The sequence below is a fragment of the Ditibartonella choladocola genome (assembly GCF_002007565.1).
In the GTDB taxonomy this organism is placed as follows: domain Bacteria; phylum Pseudomonadota; class Alphaproteobacteria; order Rhizobiales; family Rhizobiaceae; genus Bartonella; species Bartonella choladocola.
The window spans coordinates 712,721-737,087 of the sequence record NZ_CP015625.1; the positions used below are offsets into that span (position 1 = coordinate 712,721).

Sequence of the window (24,367 nt, forward strand, 5' to 3'; positions counted from 1 at the left end):
CTTCAACCTTTATCCAATCCATAAACAGTATGTAATGTTCTTACTGCCAGTTCGGTATAGGCATTATCAATCAAAATTGAAATTTTGATTTCGGAAGTCGTAATTGCACGAATATTGATGCCTTTTTCGGCCAATGCTTTGAAAGCGGTAGCCGCTACACCGGCATGGCTGCGCATTCCGATACCGATAATCGAAACCTTTGCCAAATCTGTTTCAGACTGGATAACATCAAAGCCGATTTCTTTTTTGTTGGCCTCAAGGGTTGCTACGGCTTTATCAATATCGGTTGCCGGTACAGTAAAGGTCATATCGGTTTTGGAGCCATCTTCCGATATATTTTGTACAATCATGTCGACATTGACATGTTCCTCTGCCAAAGGCCCGAATATAGCTGCGGAAATTCCGGGGCGATCAGCCAAACGGCGTAGCGAAATTTGTGCCTCTTCTTTGGCAAATGCAATGCCTGTGACAACCTGTTGTTCCACGATTTCATCCTCGTCGCAAATAAGTGTTCCGGGTGGATTGATAGGGTCACCCATGCCCGGAGCATCAGGATCCTCGAAACTTGAACGCACGAATGTGCGCACTTTGTGAACCATTGCAAGTTCGACCGAGCGTACTTGCAAAACTTTAGCACCAAGAGAGGCCATCTCCAGCATTTCTTCAAATGCTACTTTTGGTAGACGGCGCGCCTTCGGGTCAATGCGCGGATCGGTGGTATAGACACCATCAACATCGGTGTAGATATCGCAGCGGTCGGCTTTGACGGCTGCCGCAACGGCAACAGCACTTGTATCGGATCCGCCACGGCCGAGCGTTGTAATGCGTTTATCCGGTCCAATTCCCTGAAAACCGGCGATAACAGCAACTTGCCCTTCTTTGAAACGCTGGATCAATTGTGAACCGTCAATTTTTGTAATGCGCGCAGCACCGTGGGCATTATCGGTCTCGATAGGAATTTGCCAGCCGAGCCATGAACGCGCATTGATTCCCATGGATTGCAAAACGATTGCCAGAAGACCTGCGGTTACCTGTTCTCCGGATGCAACAACCACATCATATTCGCGCGCGTCGTGCATGGGAGAAGCTTCACGTGTCCAGCCGACAAGCTCGTTGGTTTTACCGGCCATTGCAGAAACCACAACGGCAACCTCGTTTCCGGCATCGACCTCGCGTTTGACATGGCGCGCAACATTTTTGATGCGCTCGATATTGGCGACAGAAGTCCCACCGAATTTCATTACTATGCGCGCCATTTAAACAACTCTTGCCTCTAATATTTAAAATTGTTCCAAAGCCGGGCCTTGAAGGCATCGTGGCTATGCTGACATAGCCAATATTGAGAATTTAAGCAAGACTGACATATTTACTTGTTTGTCTCTTGACTTTGCCCCATTTAAGACAGAACTCATAAACGTAATATTTTAGGAGAGCCCCATGGCAGAAGCCCCGCGTACCACGATAGATCAGGCCGAAGTAGACCATTTTTCGCGCATTGCCGCAGAATGGTGGAACCCGCAAGGAAAATTTCGCCCTCTCCACAAATTCAATCCTGCACGACTTTCCTATATCAAGGAAAAAGTATGCGAGGCTTTTGACCGCGATCCGAAGGGGGCCCAACCTTTCAAAGGAATAAGGTTTCTTGACATCGGTTGCGGTGGTGGACTTCTTTGCGAGCCGATGGCGCGTCTTGGTGCTGAAGTGGTGGGGGCCGATGCATCAACAACCAATATCGAAGTGGCGAAAATTCACGCGACTCAATCCGGATTGAATATTGATTACCGCGCAACAACGGCCGAAGATTTGGCAAAAGCTGGCGAAAAATTCGACGTTGTCCTGAACATGGAAGTAGTCGAACATGTTTCGGATGTCGATCTCTTCATGTCCGAAAGTGCCAGAATGGTAAAACCACAGGGATTGATGTTTGTTGCCACACTGAACCGTACTTTGAAGTGTTGGGGTTTGGCAATTATTGGTGCGGAATATATTTTGCGGTGGTTGCCGAAAGGAACGCACGATTATAACAAGTTTTTAACGCCTGAAGAAATAACCGAAAAGCTCAATGGCGCAGGCCTCACAGTGATAGACAAATTGGGAATTACCTATAATCCTTTCAAAGATAGCTGGAACCGGTCAAAGGATATGGATGTCAATTATATGTTGCTTGCCCGCCGCTTGAAATAACGAGCCGAATTTTGTCCAAAAAGTCGGAATTGTTATGCCGGAAGGTTAATTTTCATCTTCCGGCAAGGTTGCAAGCGGCATAACAGGAATCCCGTCCTCGACAAGTGAAGAAACATCTTCCCCTGTCGCCTCGCCATAAATGGGGCGTTGTTTGACTTCTTTGAAATGAATCCGTCTTGCTTCTTCGGCAAAACGGTCGCCCACATATTCGGCGTTTTTGCGCACCTGTCTTGTAAGTTTGCGCATTTCCTCAATCATTCTTTTTTGCTCCGGGTCTAATCCCATTCCCACCTGTTCGTGCTTTTTCGATGTGGAAATGGCCGGAGCCATCAATGTTTTTTCAATATTTGTTGAATCGCAAACAGGACAGCGGATAAGCCCGGAATTTTTCTGATTTGAAAAATCATCATTATTGCGGAACCAACCGTCAAATTCATGCGCCTTATCACAATGAAGCGAAAAACGGATCATTATTTTTTGCCAAAAAGAAGTGTATCAAGCTCGCCTTTTTCATCAAGCTCGTAAAGATCATCACAGCCGCCGATATGTTTGTCACCGATAAATATCTGCGGAAATGTATTGCGCCCGTTTGCACGTTTTACCATTTCCGGCCGCTTTTGTCCGGAGGCGTCGATTTCTTCAAACGGAACGCCTTTGGAATTCAACAATTCCATGGCACTTTCGCAATAAGGGCAACCCGGACGTGTATAAATTGTTACATGCGGCATTTTTCTCTCCATTCCCGCTATATAAGTGCCTTTCCTTTTTTCCTCAAGAGGCGAGATCTTCGTACAAATCGGGTATGACCCGCGAAAAGGTGAGCACATCGACACTTTCCGCTCCTCCTCGCAACAAAGCTTTGGTTGCCGAGCGGAGGGTCGCACCCGTCGTAAAGACATCATCGATAAGCAGAATATGCTTGTCTCTTATTTTTTCCTTTTTTTTTTCGGGAACACGAAATGCACCGATCATGTTGCGTTGACGGGCTTTTTTAACGAGGCCAACCTGTTGACGGGTGTTTTTCCTGCGCATAAGAACCAAAGGTTCCAAAGGTTTTCCGGTTCTGTTGGCGATGTGTCGGGAAAGCTCGGTTGCCTGATTATATTTCCGTTTTAAAAATCGCCGGTAATGGAGCGGAACCGGTACAATCATATCGGCACTGTCAATAAGTTCTTTTCCTGCCGTCACCATCCATTCGGCCATGGATGGGGCAAGATCGGTGCGGTCGCCATATTTGAGCCGTGCTACCAGAGTGCGGGCAAGGCCGAAATGGGCAACAACCGAACGCGCCCGCCCGAATGGGGGTGGTGATTGGATAGCCTCTCCACTGAAAAAACCGTCACCAGGGTCATAAGTAAATGGAGTTCCCATAATCGGGCAATAAGGTTTGGTTATAAAATGCAGCTTTTGCCAGCATTCAGGGCATATCGCGCCATTCTTGTCGACAAAACACCCGCAACCGGGACACGTTGGCGGAAACAGCAGATTCATGGCCGGTTCGCCAATTCTCTCCTTAAATTCCTTTCCAAGACAACGTATGATTGACAAAATTTTGACCCTTTTCGATCGCTGTCTGCATCCGGAATATGATTGCATTCGACAAGAAAATTTCGGGATATTGTGTAACTATAGGCTTTCGGTCTATTCTATCGGCGACCGGAGATATTCCAACCGGTCAGATCTATTCCAACAATGAGTTGAGATTAACCGATTGTAGCTAAAATACAATATATTGAATGATGACAGACCCACGGATTTTTGACCAGAAGAGAATTGAGCAGTTTCGCAATCGCGCTTTTATCCGCTACGGCAATAAGGGTGATTTTTTGCTCAATCATATCGTTGAGGAATTGCTGGATAGATTGCAAACAGTCGATCGTAAATTCGCTCGCGCTGTCGATCTTTTTGGACATACAGGCGCTGGTGCCGAGGCACTCGTCAAATCGGGAAAAGTTGCTGTCGTCGACATTGTTGAAAGTGATAAGCGATATACGAGCGGTTCACACAAATTCTTGCAGCGTGGGAGGGAATTTCTCGACTTGCCCGCCCACTCTTATGATCTGGCTATTTCACTTTTGTCGTTAAGCATGACCAATGATGTTCCGGGAGTGCTTAGCCAAATTCGCAGAATTTTAAAACCCGACGGTCTTTTTCTTGGTGTGATGGCTGGAACAGGAACTCTTGGCGAATTGCGTGAAAGCTTGTTGGAGGCAGAAACCGAACTTTATGGAGGAGTGAGTCCGAGGGTCTATCCTTTCGCCGATATTCGTGACGCTGGCGGTTTGTTGCAAAGAGCCGGTTTCGCTATGCCCGTCAGTGATGTCGAAAATCTCACAGTTCGTTACGATACAGCTTTCCACCTCATTGACGACTTGCGTGCTATGGGAATGCAAAACGCATTGATTGGACGGTCGCGCCGTCCTGTAGGTAGAAAATTCTTCCAACGTGTTGCAGAAATCTATGCCGAACGTTTCAGTGATCGGGACGGGCGTATCAGGGCGAGCTTCTCGTTTATCTGGCTTTCAGGCTGGGCACCGGACGAAAGCCAGCAAAAGCCTGCCCGTCCGGGAAGCGCAACAATTTCGCTTGTCGATGTTCTGGGCGATAAATCGGCTCATTGATAGCGCGTAATAGTTCGATAAACTTTCATTTATCTTTGAAAGCCGGATTAAGCGTTTTCCGGCTTTTTCGCAGGCAATAAAGAGGAATTCGGGCGCAACCGTTTTATGACGGGTGGATTTTCCTTCAAGTGTTGGTGAGTTCCTTGTCATTGTCCGATTCAAAAATCGTTTTATCGGTTTCATGTAAAATTTGGCTGGTGATTGTTGCTGCTGTCATTGATCCGTTCACATTCAAGGCCGTACGTCCCATGTCGATCAATGGTTCAATCGAGATCAGCAATGCAACCAATGTTACCGGCAATCCCATGGTTGGCAGAACAATCAGTGCTGCAAATGTTGCACCGCCTCCGACACCTGCCACGCCGATCGAGCTTAATGTGACGATGCCAACGAGTGTTGCAATCCATACAGGGTCAAGCGGATTGATGCCAACGGTCGGGGCTACCATTGTGGCAAGCATTGCCGGATAAAGACCGGCGCAACCATTTTGACCGATTGTGGCGCCGAAGGAGGCAGCAAAACTTGCAATTGATTGGGGAACACCGATGCGTTCGGTCAGGGCTTCGATATTTAAAGGAATGCTCGCGGCACTCGACCGGCTGGTGAAAGCGAATGTGAGAACCGGCATCACTTTTGAAAAGAAACGCAAGGGATTGATTCCGGAAAGTCCGAGCAAAAGTCCGTGGACGCAAAACATGATTGCAAGTCCCAGATAGGATGCAACGATAAAGGCTAATAATTTCAGAATATCTTCTGCATTGGACGTTGCTGAAACCTTGGTCATAAGGGCAAAAACACCATAAGGGGTGAGTAAAATGACAAGGCGAACCAGTTTCATGACCCAGGCTTGCAATGTATCTATTGCCGAAATCACGCCTTTGCCTTTTTCCGGATTATCTTTCATTAAACGTATCGCGGCAGCACCCAGAAAAGCAGCGAAAATAACCACGCTGATGATCGAGGTCGGATTGGCGCCTGTAAGATCGGCAAACGGATTTTTCGGGATGAACGAAAGGATAAGTTGCGGCACACTCATATCGGCAACTTTTGACATGTAATTGGTTTGAATAGCACTCAGTCGGGCAGTTTCTGCGGTTCCCTGAACCAGTCCTTCAGCCGAAAGGCCAAAAAGATTGACCATCATGACGCCGACAAAAGCCGCAATCAACGTAGTGAACAACAAAATACCAATCGTGATCGTGCTGATTTTACCGAGCGACGACGCCGAATGAAGACGTGCAACGGCCGAAAGAATCGACGCGAATACCAGTGGCATGACAATCATTTGCAAAAGCAGAACATAACCATTGCCAACGATATTGAACCATTCGATCGACTTTTTCAGCCCGGCATTACCAAGTCCGTAGACGAATTGTAAAACAATCCCGAAAATGACACCGATAACAAGTCCGATCAGAACACGGCGGGAGAGGCTCCAACCGGTTCTGGACATCCTTGCGATAGCGATGAGTAGAAGAATGAATATGACGAGATTGGCGATAAAACCGATTATCATGAAAATCTGTCCCTTATGCCGGCATAACAGCACGTTTATATAAAATTATTTCCTAACACAGGATATAGGAGGCAGTTTCGTCGATCTCAAAGAAAGATATTTCAATAAATAAAGATAGTGAGCAAATTTATGCTATTAAAAATGTGGTTATTGAGAATCTTTTACCGTGGTGACTTGCGGGATCGGAGATTGTTTCACAGCACCGGTCATTGTTGTATAATCGACTTTATTCTGGAAAATCGATTGCGTGAATTCTGCATCCTTGCGATCACCCAACATCGGAACGAGAATGAGACCGAGTGCGACGGCAACGGATCCAAAAAGTAATACTATTCGCAAAACACCAGTTCCTGCCGATTGGGTTATGTCGTTACGGTTTGTTTTTGAAAACTCTTGGTGATGCATGATAATTCTCCAGAGTAATTATGAACTATGGTAAAAGTCACCTGTTAATAACCGCTTAACACAAAGCCGGCGTGACAAATTCACGTAAAACAAAGTAAACGATCAGTTAATATAGAATATCTTTCAGAATAGGTATTAACGGTTTATCGGCCGGTGGCATTGGATAGTGATCGAGATCTGCGGCCGAAATCCATTTGATATTTTGCCCTTCGGCTCCCTTTGCTATTCCTTGATAACGTCTGCATATATAGAGTGGCATAAGGAGATGGAATTTTTCATAAGAATAACTGGCAAAAGTGAGCGGTGAAAGGCATTCTTCTTTTACAGTAATTGCCAATTCTTCATAAAGCTCCCGAATAAGAGCCTCTTCAGGTGTTTCTCCGGCTTCCAATTTTCCTCCGGGAAATTCCCATAATCCCGCCAATGATTTTCCTTGTGGGCGTTGAGCGAGCAGTACCCGATTATCTGTGTCGATCAATGCACAGGCAACAACTATGAGAATTGGTTTTGAGATTGTCAAACGCCCGGTCTCCAATATTGATAATGGTAGATTGTTTTGAAACCGGCCGCGGTATAGAGCCGCCATGCTGCACTGTTCAAAGTTTCAACCTGTAACCAGAGCCGTTCGATCGGTACGTCCACAGATTTACGCCTGATTGTACTCATCAGGCTTTGCAGAGCAAGACCACCCAATCCACGGCCACGCAGATCCGGCACGATTGCAAAATCGATAAGGCCTACCTGCCCGAAATCGTTCACAGTAATGATATTGCCGATCACACGGTCATCCCGTTGCAGCTCGTAAAATGTCGGTTTTCCCTTGATGCGTTTTAAAAGCTTGAAATAGATTTCGGCATATCGGTTTTCATGCGTGTGGTTACGCACGGTGAGTTTGCAATAGTCTTCAATTCCGATGGCTGTGAGTTTTACATCCGACCCTGAAATATGGGGTAGCGGCTCCAGAGCCATCACCGCCACATCTTTGAAATTTGCCCATCCGTTTTGCTTCAGCTCGTCGAATAGTTCGATCGGAGCAAGCGGTGTCAAACGCAATGGTCGCCTGTAAACGCCATTTTCAAAACAGAGGCGCTTGACCCGTTCTTCGAGATTTTTATTATCATCAGGATCAAGCGGGGTTACCGAATTCACACGTGCCGAGGGAAAATCCGGCGTAGAGCGACAAGCCCAAACGCCATCATAAAATTCTTTTTCCGTAGGCCAGGCACGTGTGGAAAGTGCTTCAAGCCTGCGTATTTCGGCCAGAGTTGTACTCCGGCGTTCTCTATTATCAACTTCTGTAGTCACCATTAATCTCGACATATTCTTTGGTCAAATCGCATGACCATATCGTTGCAGAGCCATTGCCCAAGCCAATATCGGCTTTAATGACGATGTGGGAGCCTTTCATGTAGTTCGAGGCTTCCTCTTCACTATAATGGGGATCACGTTCACCATCAACCGCAAGACGGTGAGGTCCGAACCAGATCGACAACCGGTCACGATCAGCCTCCACACCGGCTTTGCCAACGGCCATAACCACACGCCCCCAATTGGCATCTTCACCAGCCACTGCGGTTTTTACCAATGGCGAATTGGCTATTGAACGTGCAATAATTTTTGCAGCTTCATTTGTTGTTGCACCTTCAACCCTGACTTCAATCAGATGGTGTGCGCCTTCACCGTCGGTGACAACTTGCAAAGAAAGCTCGTGTAAAATTTCATAAACCGCATCGGCAAGAATCGTGTAACGCGGGTCATTTTTTTGGGTAAGCGGTTTGATTTTTTCGTCGGCTGTACCAGTCGCAAATAAAAGCAGCGTATCCGATGTTGATGTATCACTGTCGACCGTAATGGCGTTGAAAGTATCACGAACCTTATCTGATAATATTTCCTGCAGGACGAGCGAATCGACTGGTGCATCGGTTACGATAAACGAGAGCATTGTTCCCATATCAGGGGCGATCATGCCGGCACCTTTGGCAATGCCATTGATGATGACAGGATGACCATCAAAATCGACAGTGCGTGTTGCAAGTTTTGGAAACGTGTCGGTTGTCATAATGGCTTTGACAGCCTCAAGCCATTTGTCTTCTTCAGCACTTTTTGCCATTTCGGGCAAGAGGCCGGTAAAGCGTGATGCGTCCATCGGTTCACCGATGACGCCGGTGGATGCAAGATAGATTTCTTCCGGAGTTGCGCCCAAAGCTTCGGCGGCCGCTTTTGCGGTAGCATTTGTTGTTGCAATGCCTTTTTTGCCGGTAAATGCATTGGCATTGCCTGAATTGATGACAACGCCGCGCGCAATTTTATGAGAGAGAATTTTTCTGCAATGGTCAACAGGAGCAGACGGGCATTTTGAACGTGTGAACACGCCGGCAACGCTTGCTTTTTTATCAAAGACAATGAGAAGAAGGTCGGTGCGGCCTTTATATTTTATGTGTGCTTCTCGCGTATCAAGACGGACACCTTTGATAATCGGCATTCGGGGATAAGTCTTTGGTGCAAGCGGAGAAATTTTACCAGCCATAGCAACCTCATTTAAAAAAGCGGAAATCGAGAAAAACAATAATGCCGGACAAAGCTTTTGAAAAGGCAATTGTCCGGCATTTCAAAAAATAAAGCCAAGTTTTATTGATCTTCTTCGTCGGATTGTTCTCCGGGAAGGTCACCCGTATCGCTATCCGGTTGCTGCATCAATTTGGCAACGTTTTCGTCAGGATATTTGACATCCATTTTACCACGCAATTCGCCTATCAATTTGACGTAGCGTTCCCGTGCTATCATATTGCGAATACCGTCTTTGACATCGGCAAATGCAGGTGGCTGTTTCTCGCGACGGTCTTCAACCTTGATAACGTGCCAGCCGAACGGGCTTTCAACCGGTGTCTTTGTATATTCGCCGACTTTCAAAGCAAAAGCGGCATCTTCAAACGGCTTGACCATTTGCCCGCGGCTGAAGTAACCGACATCGCCACCTGTTGTAGCAGCCGATTTTTCGCTCGATTTGGCCTTGGCAAGGTCATCGAATTTTGCGCCTTTATTCAGGCTTTTGATAATGTCTTCAGCTTCTTTTTTCGTCTTTACCAGAATATGGCGGGCGCGCACTTCCTGTTCTTTGGGAAGACCGGCGATTTCTTTTTCGTAACGCGCTTTGACATCATCATCGGTAATTTTATCGACAATGGAATTTTTAAAATAAAGCTGCTGAAGAACGTTATCACGCATAATAGCCATGCGTTTTTCGTATTCAGGTGTTTTGTCGAGACCATCCTTCAATGCTGAATCGGATAAAGTCTTCATATCGACGTAAATTTTCAGAACGGTAATCCGGCGTTGCTGGTCGGGCAAACGGGCAAGTCCCGGATCAATGTCATTGGCCATAGCGTCAAGGTCGCCTGCGGTTACGTCTTTCCCGTCGACAACAGCCATTACATGCGAAGGATCAACAGGCTTTTCGGCTTGTGCAGCAGGCGCAGATAACGGATCCGGCAATTTCGGTTGGGCAGCAGGAGCCGCAGCATTCGGCGTATCCGGTTGAGGCGTGTTCTGTGCTAGCGAACTCAAGCTTGTGCCAAGCAATAGAGCTGACGATAGCAACAGGGTAGTTGGAATGAATTTCATAAACGGTCTCCTTGTGAACGGACAAGCGTTCTGGACTGAAATTTTGGTTAAATTCGGGACAGTCATATCATGTTGTTCAGAAAGTTGATAAAAATGTTATGGGTTTTTAAGGAAAATTCACATCTTTTCTGTGGCTATTGTGTAAACGGGGTGTTGTTGCAATTTCCAAAATATGCGCAAAGTCTGTAGAAAGGGGTGCGAAGTCTGGAAAACAGGCCGGTTTTTACCCATATTTTCTATAGGCATAAACTTTGGTCTCAATGTTGACAGAAAAAGACTCCACACCTATCTGTGTCGTGAATATTGGGTAAACTTTAAGTTTCAAGATTTTATCGGCATTGGTGCACTCACAAGCGGTTGCACGCACTGCCGTTGAAGGTTAAAGCGTGTACGTCACTCAACAGGCGTTATAAAACGCCAGCAACTAACATCGGAAAGGACCAGAAATGGTCAGTTTAGGCGGCCTTGCGCGCAAATTATTCGGTTCAGCTTTTGAACGTCGCGTTAAATCTCTTCGACCAAAGGTTGCGGAGATCAACGCACTTGAAGAAAAATTCAAGAATTTGAGCGATAGCGAATTGCGGCAGAAGACCGATGAATATCGTAAAAGATTGCAGGAAGGGGAAACGCTTGATTCTCTCTTGCCGGAAGCTTTTGCAACAGCAAGAGAGGCTTCCAAACGCGTTTTCGGTTTGCGACCCTTCGATGTCCAGCTTATAGGCGGCATTGTTTTGAATAATCGCGGCATTGCGGAAATGCGTACCGGTGAAGGTAAAACCCTGATGGCGACATTACCGGTCTACCTCAATGCTCTGGAAGGCAAAGGGGTGCATGTCGTCACCGTCAATGACTATCTGGCAAAACGTGATGCCGAGACGATGGGCAAGCTCTATGGCTTTCTTGGCCTGACCACAGGCGTTATCGTTCATGATCTTGATAATGACCAGCGTCGCGCTGCCTATGCCTGCGATATTACTTACGGCACAAATAATGAGCTCGGTTTCGACTATTTGCGTGACAATATGACATTCGACCGTAGCCAGATGGTGCAACGTGGCCATCATTACGCGATTGTCGACGAAGTTGATTCTATCCTTATTGACGAAGCAAGAACACCGCTTATCATTTCCGGACCGCTGGAAGATCGTACCGATTTTTATAAGCAGATCGATACGTTTATTCCGCCGCTCAAGCCGGAAGATTATGAAATCGACGAAAAGCAGAAGACGGCAACTTTCACCGAAGTCGGTACGGAAAAAGTTGAAAAAATGCTTGCCGAGGCAGGCCTGTTGAAAGGCCATGGCCTTTATGACATCGAAAATGTCAAGATTGTGCATCACATCAACAATGCATTGAAAGCCCATAAACTGTTTACGCGCGATAAAGACTATATTGTGCGTAATGGCGAGGTCATGATTATTGACGAATTTACCGGCCGTATGATGCCGGGGCGTCGCTATTCGGAAGGGCTTCATCAGGCTTTGGAAGCCAAGGAACATGTTGCTATCCAGCCGGAAAACCAGACGCTTGCCTCGATCACCTTCCAGAATTATTTCCGTATGTATGATAAATTGGCCGGTATGACAGGTACTGCGGCAACCGAAGCGGAAGAATTCGGAAATATTTATGGTCTTGAGGTGATTGAGATCCCGACCAATTTGCCGGTCAAACGTATCGACGAGAATGACGAGGTCTATCGGACTGTCGAAGAAAAATATCAGGCAATTGTTCGCGATATTCGTGCCTCGCATGAACGCGGGCAGCCTATTCTGGTCGGTACAACGTCAATCGAGAAATCGGAACATCTGGCTGATCGCCTGCGGAAAGATGGTATTACCGGTTTTAACGTATTGAATGCCCGTTATCACGAACAGGAAGCCTATATTGTCGCACAAGCGGGTGTGCCGGGAGCAATTACGATTGCTACCAATATGGCAGGTCGTGGTACCGATATCCAGCTTGGTGGCAATGTCGAAATGCGCGTTGAACAGGAATTGAAAGATGTTCCTGAAGGTCCCGAACGCGATGCGAAAATTGCAGCAATCAAAGAAGATGTTGCAAAATTGAAAGAAAAGGCGCTCGCTGCCGGTGGCCTTTACGTTCTGGCAACAGAACGCCACGAAAGCCGGCGTATTGATAATCAGCTACGCGGTCGTTCCGGTCGTCAAGGCGATCCCGGACGGTCGAAATTCTATCTGTCATTGCAAGATGATCTGATGCGCATTTTCGGTTCCAATCGTATGGATGGAATGTTGCAGAAACTCGGCCTGAAAGAAGGCGAGGCGATTACCCACCCGTGGATTAACAAAGCACTCGAAAAAGCACAGAAAAAGGTCGAAGCACGAAACTACGAAATCCGTAAAAATCTTCTCAAATACGACGATGTCATGAATGACCAACGCAAGGTTATTTTTGAACAGAGAATGGAGGTTATGGATTCCAAAGACCTGACCGATATGATCGCGGAAATGCGCGATGAAGTTATAGAGGATCTCGTTGAAAAATACGTGCCACACGGCACTTATTCGGAACAATGGGATGCTATCGGACTTCGCGACAAATTGCGCGAATTGTTCAATCTTGATTTACCGGTCGAGGATTGGGCAAAGGAAGAAGGGATCGCCGAAGAGCAAATATTGGAACGCGTCAAGAACGCCATGGAAGAACGGGCAAAAGAACGTGCAGAACGCTTCGGTCCGGAAGTTATGGCCTATTTCCGCAAAGCCATGTTGCTTGAGAGCATTGATACATTGTGGCGCGAACACTTGGTCAATCTTGACCATTTGCGTTCGGTCGTCGGGTTCCGCGGTTATGGCCAGCGCGACCCGCTTAATGAATACAAGACCGAATCTTTCGAGCTGTTTCAGGCGATGCTTTCCAATCTGCGGCGCGATGTGGTTTCCAAACTCATGCGATTTGAAATCGTCGAGCAGCCGAGCGAACCGGCACCACTTCCTGAAATGCATGCCGATCATCCTGAATTTAACGGTCAGGATGATGCGGAAGGCCTGATTTCGGTAGCTACTGAAAATGATACCGTTGTTGCTCCCTCAAAACGGGATCCGAAAGACCCGACAACATGGGGAAAGGTCGGACGGAACGAACTTTGCCCTTGTGGGTCGGGCAAAAAATACAAACATTGCCACGGTTCGTTTGTTTGAACCGGAAATGATAGTGCCCTTCCGGTCAGGTGTTGATAGGCAGCAAAAATTCCGGTGTTGAAAACCGGAATTTTGCTTATCTGAAAGTCCGGAATTTTGAATTGATGCGCAAAGTGCGCTCGTTTATGTCAGGCATGTTTGTTGTGGTTGAAAAATATGATAAATATTTATAAGTCGAATTTGTAAGATAAGATTTTTCTTTAAAATACAGTATAAGCTTGTCCGATCTGTTTTTTAAAGATAATGTGCGGGGTAGAAGTTTGAACAAGAGTCCCGTTTCCTTTTACATGTAATGAAATTAACGGTTCTGAAGCTATCATGGAAGATAAACCCGATTATGAAAAAGAATTACGCAAAAGTGGCCTTAGGATAACAAGGCAACGACGTATTATTCTTGATCTTCTTAATAATAATCTGGATCACCCGAACGCGTTCGAGCTGTTCAAGCGGGCTAGCGAAAAGGACCCGACAATTTCATTGTCGACCGTTTATCGTACGATGAAAGCTCTGGAGGAAGTCGGGGCAATTGAACGGCACGAATTTGAAGGCGGACCATCGCGTTTTGAACAGAAAAACCGCGAGCATCACGACCATCTGATTGATATTGATACCGGCGATGTTATCGAATTTCGCTCCGATCTTATTGAAAAATTGCAAGAGGAAATTGCCCATTCGCTGGGCTATGACATTATCCATCACCGGTTCGAGCTTTATGGGAAAAAACGCAAACGTTAATGCCGCGTTTTGCGAGGAACACATGTTCTCGTGTTGACATGAATAATTCCAAATCATGACTTGTCGGGCATATTCCTGTTTTAGAAATGTCGTTTTGGCATTGGCAATCAGCATTTGCTGCATTATCACAGATTTGACCGGTCACAGCATATGACCATAAAAATAATGACCCATATCAACAAACAGGCCTTTTAAACATGGTTTCACTACCGCAAGAGCGCATGAATCAACTCGAAAAACATTTCGAGATGATTGAAAGCGAAATGGCTAATAATCCGGATGCCGAGACCTATGTAAAACTTGCTTCGGAATATTCCGAATTGCAACCGGTTGTGGGGTTGATACGGGAACTCAATAAAGCGCAGCATGAAGCCGATGATCTTGAGGCGATGCTGAAGGATCATTCAACCGATCCGGAAATGCGCAGCCTTGCGGAGGAAGAACTCCCAAGCATCAGGGATAAAATTGGCAAACTGGAACATGATGTCCAGATCGAGCTGTTACCGAAAGATGCGGCCGACGAAAAGAGTGCAATTCTGGAAATAAGAGCCGGCACGGGCGGCTCGGAAGCAGCACTTTTTGCTGGCGATCTTTTCCGCATGTATGAACGTTATGCGAGTTTGCACGGATGGAAAGTCGAAGTTGTTTCGGCAAGCGAAGGTGATGTTGGCGGATATAAGGAAATTATCGCTTCTGTCACAGGCAAGGGCGTGTTTTCGCGGCTGAAATTCGAGTCCGGTGTCCATCGTGTGCAACGCGTTCCGGAAACGGAAGCGGGCGGGCGTATCCATACTTCGGCAGCAACCGTTGCGGTTTTACCGGAAGCCGAAGAGATTGATGTTGAAATCAGGCCGGAAGATATAAGGATTGATACAATGCGTGCTTCCGGCGCTGGCGGTCAGCACGTCAACACAACAGATTCGGCTGTGCGCATCACCCATCTTCCAACAGGCATAATGGTTGTGCAGGCCGAAAAATCCCAACATCAGAACCGTGCGCGTGCCATGCAGATTTTGCGTGCCCGACTTTATGACATGGAACGGCAAAAAGCCGATACAGAACGGTCGGCTTCGCGTAAAAGTCAGGTTGGTTCCGGTGACCGCTCGGAGCGCATAAGAACCTATAACTTTCCGCAAGGTCGTGTGACCGACCACCGTATCAATCTTACACTCTATAAGCTTGATAGGGTCATGGAAGGCGAACTTGACGAGCTGATTGACGCACTGATTGCCGATCATCAGGCATCACTTCTTGCAGAACTTGGCAATAATGGCTGATAATGGCAAGCCTTTCTGAAGTTTTAAAAAAACACGAAAACTGTTTCGCGACAAAAAGCTGGACAATGCCGATCTTGATGCACGTCTTCTGGTCGAGTTTATTACATCGACAACGCGAAAGGATGAAATTCTCAATCCCGATCTTCCCGTTTCGGGGAAAGCTTTGCAACGACTTGATGAAGCAATTATCGAAAGGCTGAAGGGAAAACCTGTCTATCGCATTATCGGAAAACGGGAATTTTATGGAATAGAGTTTCATTTATCTGCCGATACGCTGGAGCCGAGAGACGATACCGAGGCTCTCGTCGATCTGGCGTTGCCGGAAATTCGCGCAATCGTTTTGCGAAAGGGACAAGCCGAAATTGTCGATATGGGGACAGGAACTGGCGCTATTGCAATTGCTCTTCTTGCAAATGTAGACGGCTTGAAGGCAACTGCCGTCGATATAGCCGATGATGCTTTGGCAACGGCAACGTTGAATGCTGAAAATGCAGGTGTATCGGATCGTTTCACGTGTTTGAAAAGCGATTGGTTTTTAAGCCTTTCAGGTCGCTTCGATATGATTATATCGAACCCGCCTTATATTCCGGAAAGTCAAATTCCTTCACTTGCAATCGAAGTGAAGGAATATGATCCGTTACGAGCCTTGGCGGGAGGTCAAGACGGCCTTCAATTTTACCGGAAGCTCGCAGAAGGAAGTCGGCCATTTTTGCATCCTGATGGAAAAGTTGCGGTCGAGATCGGCAGAGATCAGGAAAAAGATGTGATCGCAATTTTTCGGCAAAATGGCTTTGAATTTATCAAAGCGCGCAAAGATTTGAACGGTATTTTGCGCGCCTTGTTGTTTTCGGTTTGTTAAAACCTTGCTTTAAGCCTTCCGGACATTGATTATCCGGCGACAGCAACTTCTATTCTGTTTCACGCCGCCTCAAGAGATAGCAGAATACAAATTCGAGGATGACGAGCGAGCCGGTGAAAGCGATTACCATGTTCCAGCCGCCGTGGAACCAGAACCAGCCGCCAAATGCACCGATAAAGCTCGAACCGAGATAATAGAACAAAAGGTATAGCGCTGTTGCATGTCCTTTTGCTCCTATAGCTATGCGTCCCACCCAACTGCTCGCTACAGCATGGGCAGAGAAAAAGCCTATGGTGATACAGATAATACCGACAACAAACCAGAAGAGGCTATTGGTCAGGGTTAGAAGCAATCCGACCGCGAGGATGATAACCGAGATGAACAGTAGCGAACTCCGCCGGTATTTATTGGTCAGGTTTCCGGCAATCGGTGAAACAATAATACCTGAAATATAGCTCAGGAAGATGAAGCCGATCTCGGTCGGACTAAGAAAGAACGGTGCTCCGCTCATACGGAAGCCCGTATAGTTCAAAATCGCAACAAAATCACCGAATACCAGAGCAATAAACAAATAGATGTAAAGCAGCCGTACCGAACCGATATGGCCAATCCAGGCTCTCACATGGTGATGGATATTGATGCCGTGTACGGGAACAAAATATTTCGACGGTGGCAATAGAAAATAGAAAGCGATAGCTGCGACAAGGTCGATAATACCGATAATGGCCAATGCCCATTGCCAATTGAACCATTCGATGAGGCTTCCCATGCCAACCCGCCCCATCATGCCACCGAACGCCGTACCGCCGACATAAAGCCCCATAATTTTTCCAAATCCTCGCGGTGCGATTTCTTCGGCAAGATAGGCCATAGCAACCGCCGGTACGCCCCCTAAGAGAATGCCTTCTAAAGCACGAGCGACAAGAAGCCAATGCCAATTGGTTGCAAAGGCCGCGACAATATTGAGCACAGACGCACCGATCATTGATACGGTCATTAAACCGCGGCGGCCAAGCGCTTCTGAAAAGGCACTTGAAAGGAGAATGGAAAAAGCCAGAAAGCCGGTTGATATTGAAAGAGCCAGCGAACTGTTCGCTGGCGTTATGTGATAGTGGTTTGCCAAGGATGGCAGCAACGGTTGGACACAATAAAGAAGAGAGAAGGTGGCAAAACCGGCAAAAAACATTGCCACACTTATACGTTTATATTGAGCGGTTCCGCTTTGCACACCAGGTTCAGCCCCGTTGGCTGTTGAGGTAGTCATTTTAAACTCCGAATATCTACCTCCCCCCGATTTTTCCGCTATTATGGTGGAAAGCAATAATGCAAAATCGTTGAAAGTTAAATTCAATTCCAAGGACTGAAGCGTCAAAAATAAGTGACTGTCTAAAACGCAATTCTGCCTGATTTTTCTGCAAAAATCCAGACGGGCGAAATCAAAAAATTGCGCGTTATTTTTAAAATATATTGACGCAAATTTTATGTCGGATACTATATCTAGTGTTCGAGGTTCTCCTTGATTCGGGTTTGAATGAAGGAGCTAAGAGGGAATTCGGTCATTCTTCAAAAAGCCGAAGCTGCCCCCGCAACTGTAAATGGTGTGTCGAAACCGTATGCCACTGGGGTTTTACCTTGGGAAGGTGGTTTTGACGTTGCAAGCCATAAGCCAGGAGACCTGCCTTGGATTGAATGTCAACAGACGGGGTGTTCTGGTAATGGCCTTTCCGGACAAAGTTTTCCGGTATTTTGGCTTAGCCATATGCCCCTTATTACTTCGGGAAGGAAGTTTTATGTCCAAGATTCGTAAACATTTTTCTTGATCCGGTAAAGTCTGCCTTATCCGCGCAATTAATCAACATGCCCTTTGTGCTGCTTTTTGTCCACAGAAAGCAGGCGGGGTTCTATGACCAAAATCAAGAAAGAAAATCATGAAAATTACAATTTATAGCAAGCCGTCTTGCGTGCAATGCAAAGCAACTTACAAAGCTTTGGATAATAAACATATTTCCTACGATATTGTCGATCTTTCCAAAGATGCGGACGCTTTATCCTATATCGAAAGTTTGGGATATAAAATGTTGCCGGTGGTTATTGCCGGAAACAACCATTGGGCAGGTTTCCAACCCGATAAAATAAACGGGCTCGAATGATATGGCACTCCTTGTCTATTATTCGAGTGCGACCGGCAATACCGATTATTTTGTGCAACAAATCGGTGAACCGTCGTTAAGACTTTTCAAAAAAACTGCAATTCCGAAAGTGCTTGAACCCTATGTTCTTGTAGTGCCGACTTACGCCGGTGCCAAAGGCGACGGGGCAGTGCCCAAAACGGTCATCAATTTTCTCAATGACAGTGAAAACCGGCAATTTCTTAAAGGCGTTATTGCCGGTGGAAATCGTAATTTCGGCTGGGCTTATGCACTTGCCGGAAAAGTCATTTCTCAGAAGTGTCGTGTGCCCTGGCTTTATAGTTTCGAGCTCAGGGGGACAACAGAAGATGTGAACCTTGTCAGACAAGGATTAGGAAAATTATGGAAACAGATAGCCCAGAAAAAACAGACATTTTAGATAGTGACAAAAATTATCATTCCCAAAATTATCATTCTCAAAATTATCACTCCCAAAATTATCATTCGTTGAATGCAATGCTCAATCTTTTTGACGATAACGGCCTCATCCAGTTCGATAAGGATCGTGAAGCCGTACGGCAATATTTTTTGCAGCACGTCAATCAGAATACGGTGTTTTTTCATGATCTTGAAGAAAAGATCGATTATCTCGTGCGTGAAGGATATTATGAGAAAACCGTTCTCGACCGTTATGACTTTGCTTTTATCAAAAAAGCTTTCAAACGTGCTTATGCGTTCAAATTCCGTTTCCCTACATTTCTTGGCGCCTTCAAATATTATACGAGCTACACACTCAAGACTTTCGACGGGAAAAGATATCTCGAACGTTACGAAGATCGTGTCGTTATGGTGGCACTGACACTTGCTACAGGCGACAAAAAATTCTGCGAAAGGCTTGTCGACGAAATGATGACCGGTCGCTTTCAACCGGCAACGCCGACATTTCTTAATGCCGGTAAAAAACAACGCGGCGAACTTGTTTCCTGCTTTCTTCTGCGTGTTGAAGACAATATGGAATCGATCGGTCGCGCAATCAATTCTTCTTTGCAACTTTCAAAGCGCGGTGGTGGGGTTGCTTTGTGTCTCACCAATATCAGGGAACAGGGCGCACCGATCAAGCAAATACAAAATCAGTCGTCCGGCATTGTGCCGGTCATGAAACTTCTTGAAGACGCATTTTCTTACGCCAATCAATTGGGTGCAAGGCAGGGAGCAGGGGCAGTTTATTTAAGCGCCCATCACCCCGATATTATGCGTTTTCTGGATACCAAGCGGGAAAATGCCGACGAAAAAATCCGCATCAAAACGCTCTCGCTTGGAGTGGTCATACCCGATATTACTTTCGAGCTTGCACGCAATAACGAGGATATGTACCTTTTTTCACCTTATGATGTAGAGAGAGTCACGGGTAAAGCCTTATCCGACATATGTTTGAGCGAATACTATCGCAAATTCGTTGACGACCCGCGCATAACCAAGAAAAAAATCAATGCCCGCGATTTTTTCCAAACTCTGGCCGAAATCCAGTTTGAATCGGGCTATCCCTATATTGTGTTTGAAGATGCGGTCAATCGCGCCAACCCCATTGCCGGACGCATCAATATGAGCAATCTTTGCTCCGAAATTCTTCAGGTCAATGAGCCGAGCACATTGAATGCCGATTTGAGCTATCGTCATATTGGTAACGATATTTCATGCAATCTGGGTTCGCTTAATATCGCCAAAGCCTTCCAGTCCGACGATTTCGGAAAAACAGTTGAAACAGCAGTTCGTGCCTTAACAGCGGTTTCCGAAATGAGTGACATTGTTTGTGTGCCATCAATCGAAAAAGGCAATCGCGAGGCGCACGCTATCGGCCTCGGTCAAATGAACTTGCATGGCTTTCTTGCCAAAGAGCATATTTATTATGGGTCTCCGGAAGCACTCGATTTTACCAATCTCTATTTTTATACAGTTGCTTTCCATGCATTGAGAAGCTCGAACCTTATAGCAAAAGAAAAGGGCAAAACATTTCAAGGTTTTGAACAATCCGCCTATGCCGATGGGCGTGCGTTTAAAAAATATCTTACTCAAAAGTTCGAGCCGGAAACACAACGCATCAAAAAGCTTTTTGCCGATCGCCATTTCATAATTCCCACTGTGAAAGACTGGCAGGAGCTTGAGCAATCGGTGAAAAAATGGGGGCTTTACAACCGTTATTTACAGGCGGTTCCGCCCACCGGCTCGATTTCCTATATCAATAATGCCACAGCATCCATTCACCCGATTGTTGCAAAAATAGAAATACGCAAAGAAGGCAAGATCGGTCGTGTCTATTATCCGGCACCTTATATGACCAATGATAATCTTGAATATTATCAGGATGCTTATGAAATAGGACCGGAAAAGATCATTGATACCTATGCAGCAGCCGGTCAGCATGTCGATCAAGGCTTGTCATTAACACTGTTTTTCCCAGATACAGCCACGACGCGCGACATTAATAAAGCGCAAATCTACGCCTGGAAGAAAAAACTCAAAACCATCTATTATGTGCGGCTACGCCAAAAGGCATTGAGCGGAACCGAAGTTGAAACCTGTGTTTCCTGTAGCCTTTAAGGATAAAGTTCTGATGCTAACAAACCATTTAAAAACCATTCCAGCGATCAACTGGAATAAAATCGAAGACGAAAAAGATCTCGAAGTCTGGAACAGATTGACAGGAAATTTCTGGCTTCCGGAAAAAGTCCCACTTTCCAATGATGTTTCCTCATGGGCAAGTTTGACACCGGCAGAACAACAATTGACCATCCGTGTATTCACCGGCCTTACGTTACTTGACACCATGCAGAATTTTGTTGGCGCCATTTCGCTTTTGCCGGATGCGATCACTCCCCATGAGGAAGCGGTGCTTACCAATATTGCTTTTATGGAAGCAGTCCACGCCCGCTCCTATTCGTCGATTTTTTCGACATTGTGTCTGACGAAAGATGTCGACGAAGCCTATCGCTGGTCGGAAGAAAATGCTTTTCTCCAGAAAAAGGCGGCGCTCGTTCTTGATTATTATAACGGTAATGATGCTCTGAAGCGAAAAATTGCCTCGGTTTTTCTGGAAAGTTTTTTGTTCTATTCCGGCTTTTATCTGCCGATGTATTGGTCAAGTCGGGCAAAACTTACCAATACTGCCGATCTTATCAGGCTTATCATTCGTGACGAAGCAGTGCACGGTTACTATATCGGTTACAAGTTTCAAATCGGCTTCGACAAGCTTTCTCAAAGCGGGCAGAATGAAATGAAAGATTTTGCCTACGGGCTTTTGATGGAGCTTTACGACATAGAAACAAAATATACCGAACAGCTCTATGACGGGGTGGGATTAAGCGAAGAAGTGAAGGTGTTTTTGCATTATAACGCGAATAAAGCATTGATGAATTTGGGCTTCGAGCCTTTGTTTCCTCCCGATATTTGCAAGGTCAATCCGGCTATTCTTTCAGCTCTCTCACCAAATGCAGATGAAAACCATGATTTCTTTTCAGGCTCCGGATCATCTTATGTGATCGGTAAAGCGGTAGCGACAGAAGACGCTGATTGGGACTTCTGATAAAATATTTCATAAAAGAGGAGAGAATGCTTCTCTCCTCTTTTTCAACAGCGGTAAAACAAAAACGATTATCAAATAAAATAAAAAATAAAAATTCGTATTGGCGAAATGTAACGCGTTTGAATGTCAACTATGTTAACAGTCCCGTTGAATAAAAGCTATGCTGATAGCGAATGCAAACGGCAAGCTAAAATAACCAATTGCTATGAGAGAACAATCACGGAATTATTCTCTCATAATGGCAGGATTGCCGTTCATGCAAACAGCTATGTTCAACTTCACGAACGGGCTATTGGAAAACGCGATAGGGTGATGACGCACGATTCGATGACTTCCTGCTTGTACCGGTAAAGTTGGGCAGGTCTGCCGCCGGTTTGTGTCTCGCGCTCACCGACTTCTTCGATAATGCCCTGATGTTCCGTCAAGCGCCGGAAATTAGGTTTATGAAGGCGTATGCCGATGATGGCTTCGACCGTTTTTTGCAACTGTAACAGAGTAAATTTTTCCGGAAGCAGCTCAAAAATAACAGCTCTATATTTGATTTTCCGTCTTAATCTTGCGATAGCGGTTGCAAGAATACGTCGGTCATCGGCAAACATCGGCGTGCCGGCATATAACGTTCCGCCCGCTTCGGCGATCAAACCGGCTTCGTAAAGAAGCTCATATCTTTGAAGGATGAAATCTTCGTTCCACGAAAAACCGTCACATCCGAAAAGAAAAGAAATTCTGCGCTTCTTGAATTCACAATTTGTCTTGTCTTTATCGGCCCATTGATAGAGTGCGGCAATAATTTCATCAACGCATGGATGTTTTCCGTTACGGCAATCATCCCAGGGAAAGTGCTCATACCAATTATGCCATTCGACTTTCGGTAAAACTTTTTCGTGTTCACGAACCAATCCCAGATAACTTACAGACAATGTATCGGGGTGCTCATCCGACGATGCGCGGTTGCGATTGGTAAATGTATAAAGTTGTTCAAGAAAATCGACCGGATAATCTGTCCGGTTTTTGACCCAATCGCGAATAGTCGATTGTAAACTTTTGTGATCGGATTCGAGTGGTCCAGAGGGAAGTTTCTGTTCCGGTCCTACGGTAATGACTTTGGGCTGTCCATCAGTAACGGCAACAATAACGGCGATAAGCTCAATCTTGGAGAGAGCGGTGTGTTTAGTTTGGATTGTCATTTTTCAAAAATTTTGCTGTGGTTTAAAGTTTAAGGAAATATAAGTCGAGGGAATTCGCCGATTTTACATTTCTTCATGGAAAAACTCCCTTCTAGTGTAAGAAGGGAATTTTTTTCGCATATAGAGCGCCGATTTGACTCGCCAAGACTACTCTAGAACAAAAAACAATTTATTGCTGAATTTGACCGAAAAAATGCAATATATGTTAGAAAATTGAAGTTTTATAGAATTTTGTATTTTGTTTTTTGGATTTTACGGAAAAATTTTATTCGTGTAAAAGCATCTGCAAGCAATTCTAATCCGATTGATAACCAAAAATAGGAAGAAACCGGACATTGCTTGTCTGAAAATTATAATAGAGGTGTTCAACATCATTAACTGACAAGTAAATGCGGAATTAATTTTTTCTCGCGAAACCCGAAATGGTGAAAAGTTACAGACTCTTTAAAAGTCTGAACGCTGTTGACAGAGTGTAAAACGATCAGGAAAAAGTGAAACCGTTTGCAAGAGAGTGGAACCGTTTGATAGTGTGTGAATTGTGCAAGCAGTTGTTTTAAAACTTAATCAGTCATTTATAACAAAACCGGCTCGAAAGCCGGTTTTTGCAGTTACAGATTCCATTTTTTCGTTTAACGATGATTTACCGGTGAACCATCGCCGAAATGCGCCTCTGTTGCCGAAACGCCATGGGCGGCTTCGCCGGATTTCGGTGCGTGGCCAATTACATAACTGTCTTCAAGCGAACCGTCGCCAAAACCGTTGGCGCGGGTATAGGCACGCGAATTGCCGGTATAACCATGGTTGACACCAGATTGGGCTGATGCCCCGATAACATATGTATTGACTGGCGAACCATCGTCAAAAGCATAACCACTGGCATAGGCGCTGCTAACACCACATAAACTTGCAAGCGCAATAAACATCAATTTTTTCATTTTATTCACCGTCTTTTTGAGCCCTTAGCTGCGGCTAACGGCTTTCATTAAATTCTATAGAGCTGGACTTATTTTCCATGCTTTCTAATGCCTATATCTTCATTGCGAGGAACAATCTCAAATCACTTTAAAATGTCGCGATCACGTAAACGTGATA

Annotated in this window: 22 protein-coding genes, 1 pseudogene and 1 riboswitch; of the genes and pseudogenes, 10 read left to right on the forward strand and 13 right to left on the reverse strand. The window is 45.7% G+C overall.

Annotated features, from left to right (window positions below; translation table 11 throughout):
• Window positions 1-2: 2 nt before the first annotated feature.
• The gene (locus BBC0122_RS03185; RefSeq protein WP_077991265.1) at window positions 3-1,256 is read right to left on the reverse strand and encodes an aspartate kinase; all 1,254 of its coding nucleotides are present in this window, start codon (window positions 1,254-1,256) and stop codon (window positions 3-5) included.
• A 181-nt stretch (window positions 1,257-1,437) separates the two neighbouring features.
• On the opposite strand from BBC0122_RS03185, the gene ubiG reads away from it, so the two are divergent.
• A complete protein-coding gene (gene ubiG, locus BBC0122_RS03190) occupies window positions 1,438-2,184 on the forward strand; it encodes a bifunctional 2-polyprenyl-6-hydroxyphenol methylase/3-demethylubiquinol 3-O-methyltransferase UbiG (RefSeq protein ID WP_077991267.1) in 747 nt (248 codons plus the stop codon).
• A gap of 45 nt (window positions 2,185-2,229) precedes the next feature.
• Here the strand turns inward: ubiG and BBC0122_RS03195 are convergent, their stop codons facing one another.
• From BBC0122_RS03195 to BBC0122_RS03205, 3 genes are read right to left on the reverse strand one after another with little or no spacing between them, the layout of a single operon-like run.
• Complete coding sequence (locus BBC0122_RS03195; protein ID WP_077991269.1) at window positions 2,230-2,655, reverse strand: DUF1178 family protein; 426 nt, start codon at window positions 2,653-2,655, stop codon at window positions 2,230-2,232.
• A complete protein-coding gene (gene grxC / locus BBC0122_RS03200; protein WP_077991271.1) occupies window positions 2,655-2,912 on the reverse strand; it encodes a glutaredoxin 3 in 258 nt (85 codons plus the stop codon). Before grxC ends, BBC0122_RS03195 begins: the two co-directional genes overlap by 1 nt.
• 43 nt (window positions 2,913-2,955) lie before the next feature.
• Window positions 2,956-3,675 (reverse strand): ComF family protein, encoded by a 720-nt coding sequence (locus BBC0122_RS03205; RefSeq protein ID WP_225868143.1) that lies wholly within the window; start codon window positions 3,673-3,675, stop codon window positions 2,956-2,958.
• A 248-nt stretch (window positions 3,676-3,923) separates the two neighbouring features.
• Between BBC0122_RS03205 and BBC0122_RS03210 the strand changes: the two genes are divergently transcribed.
• Window positions 3,924-4,805 (forward strand): methyltransferase domain-containing protein, encoded by an 882-nt coding sequence (locus tag BBC0122_RS03210; protein WP_077994460.1) that lies wholly within the window; start codon window positions 3,924-3,926, stop codon window positions 4,803-4,805.
• 124 nt (window positions 4,806-4,929) lie between these two features.
• Here BBC0122_RS03210 and BBC0122_RS03215 read toward each other — a convergent pair whose 3' ends face one another.
• The 6 genes from BBC0122_RS03215 to BBC0122_RS03240 form a co-directional block, all read right to left on the reverse strand.
• Window positions 4,930-6,321, reverse strand: coding sequence for an L-cystine transporter (locus tag BBC0122_RS03215; protein ID WP_077991275.1), 1,392 nt, complete (start codon window positions 6,319-6,321; stop codon window positions 4,930-4,932).
• A gap of 147 nt (window positions 6,322-6,468) precedes the next feature.
• On the reverse strand, window positions 6,469-6,726 hold the full coding sequence (locus BBC0122_RS03220; protein WP_077991277.1) for a hypothetical protein: 258 nt from the start codon (window positions 6,724-6,726) through the stop codon (window positions 6,469-6,471).
• Between the two features lie 106 nt (window positions 6,727-6,832).
• Complete coding sequence (gene mutT, locus BBC0122_RS03225) at window positions 6,833-7,246, reverse strand: 8-oxo-dGTP diphosphatase MutT (RefSeq protein WP_256435139.1); 414 nt, start codon at window positions 7,244-7,246, stop codon at window positions 6,833-6,835.
• A complete protein-coding gene (locus tag BBC0122_RS03230) occupies window positions 7,243-8,034 on the reverse strand; it encodes a GNAT family N-acetyltransferase (RefSeq protein ID WP_188318072.1) in 792 nt (263 codons plus the stop codon). Before BBC0122_RS03230 ends, mutT begins: the two co-directional genes overlap by 4 nt.
• Complete coding sequence (gene argJ, locus BBC0122_RS03235; RefSeq protein ID WP_077994462.1) at window positions 8,015-9,253, reverse strand: bifunctional glutamate N-acetyltransferase/amino-acid acetyltransferase ArgJ; 1,239 nt, start codon at window positions 9,251-9,253, stop codon at window positions 8,015-8,017. Before argJ ends, BBC0122_RS03230 begins: the two co-directional genes overlap by 20 nt.
• 101 nt (window positions 9,254-9,354) lie before the next feature.
• Window positions 9,355-10,347 (reverse strand): peptidylprolyl isomerase, encoded by a 993-nt coding sequence (locus tag BBC0122_RS03240; protein WP_077991291.1) that lies wholly within the window; start codon window positions 10,345-10,347, stop codon window positions 9,355-9,357.
• 446 nt (window positions 10,348-10,793) lie between these two features.
• Between BBC0122_RS03240 and secA the strand changes: the two genes are divergently transcribed.
• The 4 genes and pseudogenes from secA to prmC all read left to right on the forward strand — a co-directional run.
• Window positions 10,794-13,508 (forward strand): preprotein translocase subunit SecA, encoded by a 2,715-nt coding sequence (gene secA, locus BBC0122_RS03245; protein ID WP_077991292.1) that lies wholly within the window; start codon window positions 10,794-10,796, stop codon window positions 13,506-13,508.
• 318 nt (window positions 13,509-13,826) lie between these two features.
• Window positions 13,827-14,243, forward strand: a complete 417-nt coding sequence (locus BBC0122_RS03250; protein ID WP_077991294.1) for a Fur family transcriptional regulator — start codon at window positions 13,827-13,829, stop codon at window positions 14,241-14,243.
• Window positions 14,244-14,440: 197 nt separating this feature from the next.
• Complete coding sequence (prfA, locus tag BBC0122_RS03255) at window positions 14,441-15,520, forward strand: peptide chain release factor 1 (protein WP_077991296.1); 1,080 nt, start codon at window positions 14,441-14,443, stop codon at window positions 15,518-15,520.
• Between the two features lie 25 nt (window positions 15,521-15,545).
• Window positions 15,546-16,379, forward strand: a pseudogene (gene prmC, locus BBC0122_RS03260) (peptide chain release factor N(5)-glutamine methyltransferase); the annotation flags it as partial.
• Between the two features lie 49 nt (window positions 16,380-16,428).
• On the opposite strand, the gene BBC0122_RS03265 reads toward prmC, so the two are convergent.
• Entirely contained in the window at window positions 16,429-17,643 is a 1,215-nt protein-coding gene (locus BBC0122_RS03265) for an MFS transporter (RefSeq protein ID WP_077991300.1), read from the reverse strand.
• A 226-nt stretch (window positions 17,644-17,869) separates the two neighbouring features.
• Window positions 17,870-18,076: riboswitch (cobalamin riboswitch) on the forward strand.
• A gap of 231 nt (window positions 18,077-18,307) precedes the next feature.
• Here BBC0122_RS03265 and nrdH point away from each other — a divergent pair.
• From nrdH to nrdF, 4 genes are all read left to right on the forward strand, one after another.
• Window positions 18,308-18,529: a glutaredoxin-like protein NrdH gene (nrdH, locus tag BBC0122_RS03270; RefSeq protein ID WP_077991302.1), complete on the forward strand. Its 222-nt coding sequence runs from the start codon at window positions 18,308-18,310 to the stop codon at window positions 18,527-18,529.
• Between the two features lies 1 nt (window position 18,530).
• Window positions 18,531-18,947 carry a class Ib ribonucleoside-diphosphate reductase assembly flavoprotein NrdI gene (gene nrdI, locus BBC0122_RS03275; RefSeq protein WP_077991303.1) on the forward strand — a complete coding sequence of 139 codons (417 nt, stop codon included), beginning with the start codon at window positions 18,531-18,533 and terminating at the stop codon, window positions 18,945-18,947.
• Window positions 18,948-19,024: 77 nt separating this feature from the next.
• Window positions 19,025-21,106, forward strand: a complete 2,082-nt coding sequence (gene nrdE, locus BBC0122_RS03280) for a class 1b ribonucleoside-diphosphate reductase subunit alpha (protein WP_236823810.1) — start codon at window positions 19,025-19,027, stop codon at window positions 21,104-21,106.
• 13 nt (window positions 21,107-21,119) lie between these two features.
• Window positions 21,120-22,088, forward strand: a complete 969-nt coding sequence (nrdF, locus tag BBC0122_RS03285) for a class 1b ribonucleoside-diphosphate reductase subunit beta (RefSeq protein ID WP_077991311.1) — start codon at window positions 21,120-21,122, stop codon at window positions 22,086-22,088.
• A 278-nt stretch (window positions 22,089-22,366) separates the two neighbouring features.
• On the opposite strand, the gene BBC0122_RS03290 is transcribed toward nrdF, so the two are convergent.
• Window positions 22,367-23,275, reverse strand: a complete 909-nt coding sequence (locus BBC0122_RS03290) for an NUDIX hydrolase (RefSeq protein ID WP_077991312.1) — start codon at window positions 23,273-23,275, stop codon at window positions 22,367-22,369.
• A gap of 629 nt (window positions 23,276-23,904) precedes the next feature.
• Entirely contained in the window at window positions 23,905-24,210 is a 306-nt protein-coding gene (locus BBC0122_RS03295) for a hypothetical protein (RefSeq protein WP_077991314.1), read from the reverse strand.
• Window positions 24,211-24,367: the final 157 nt, after the last annotated feature.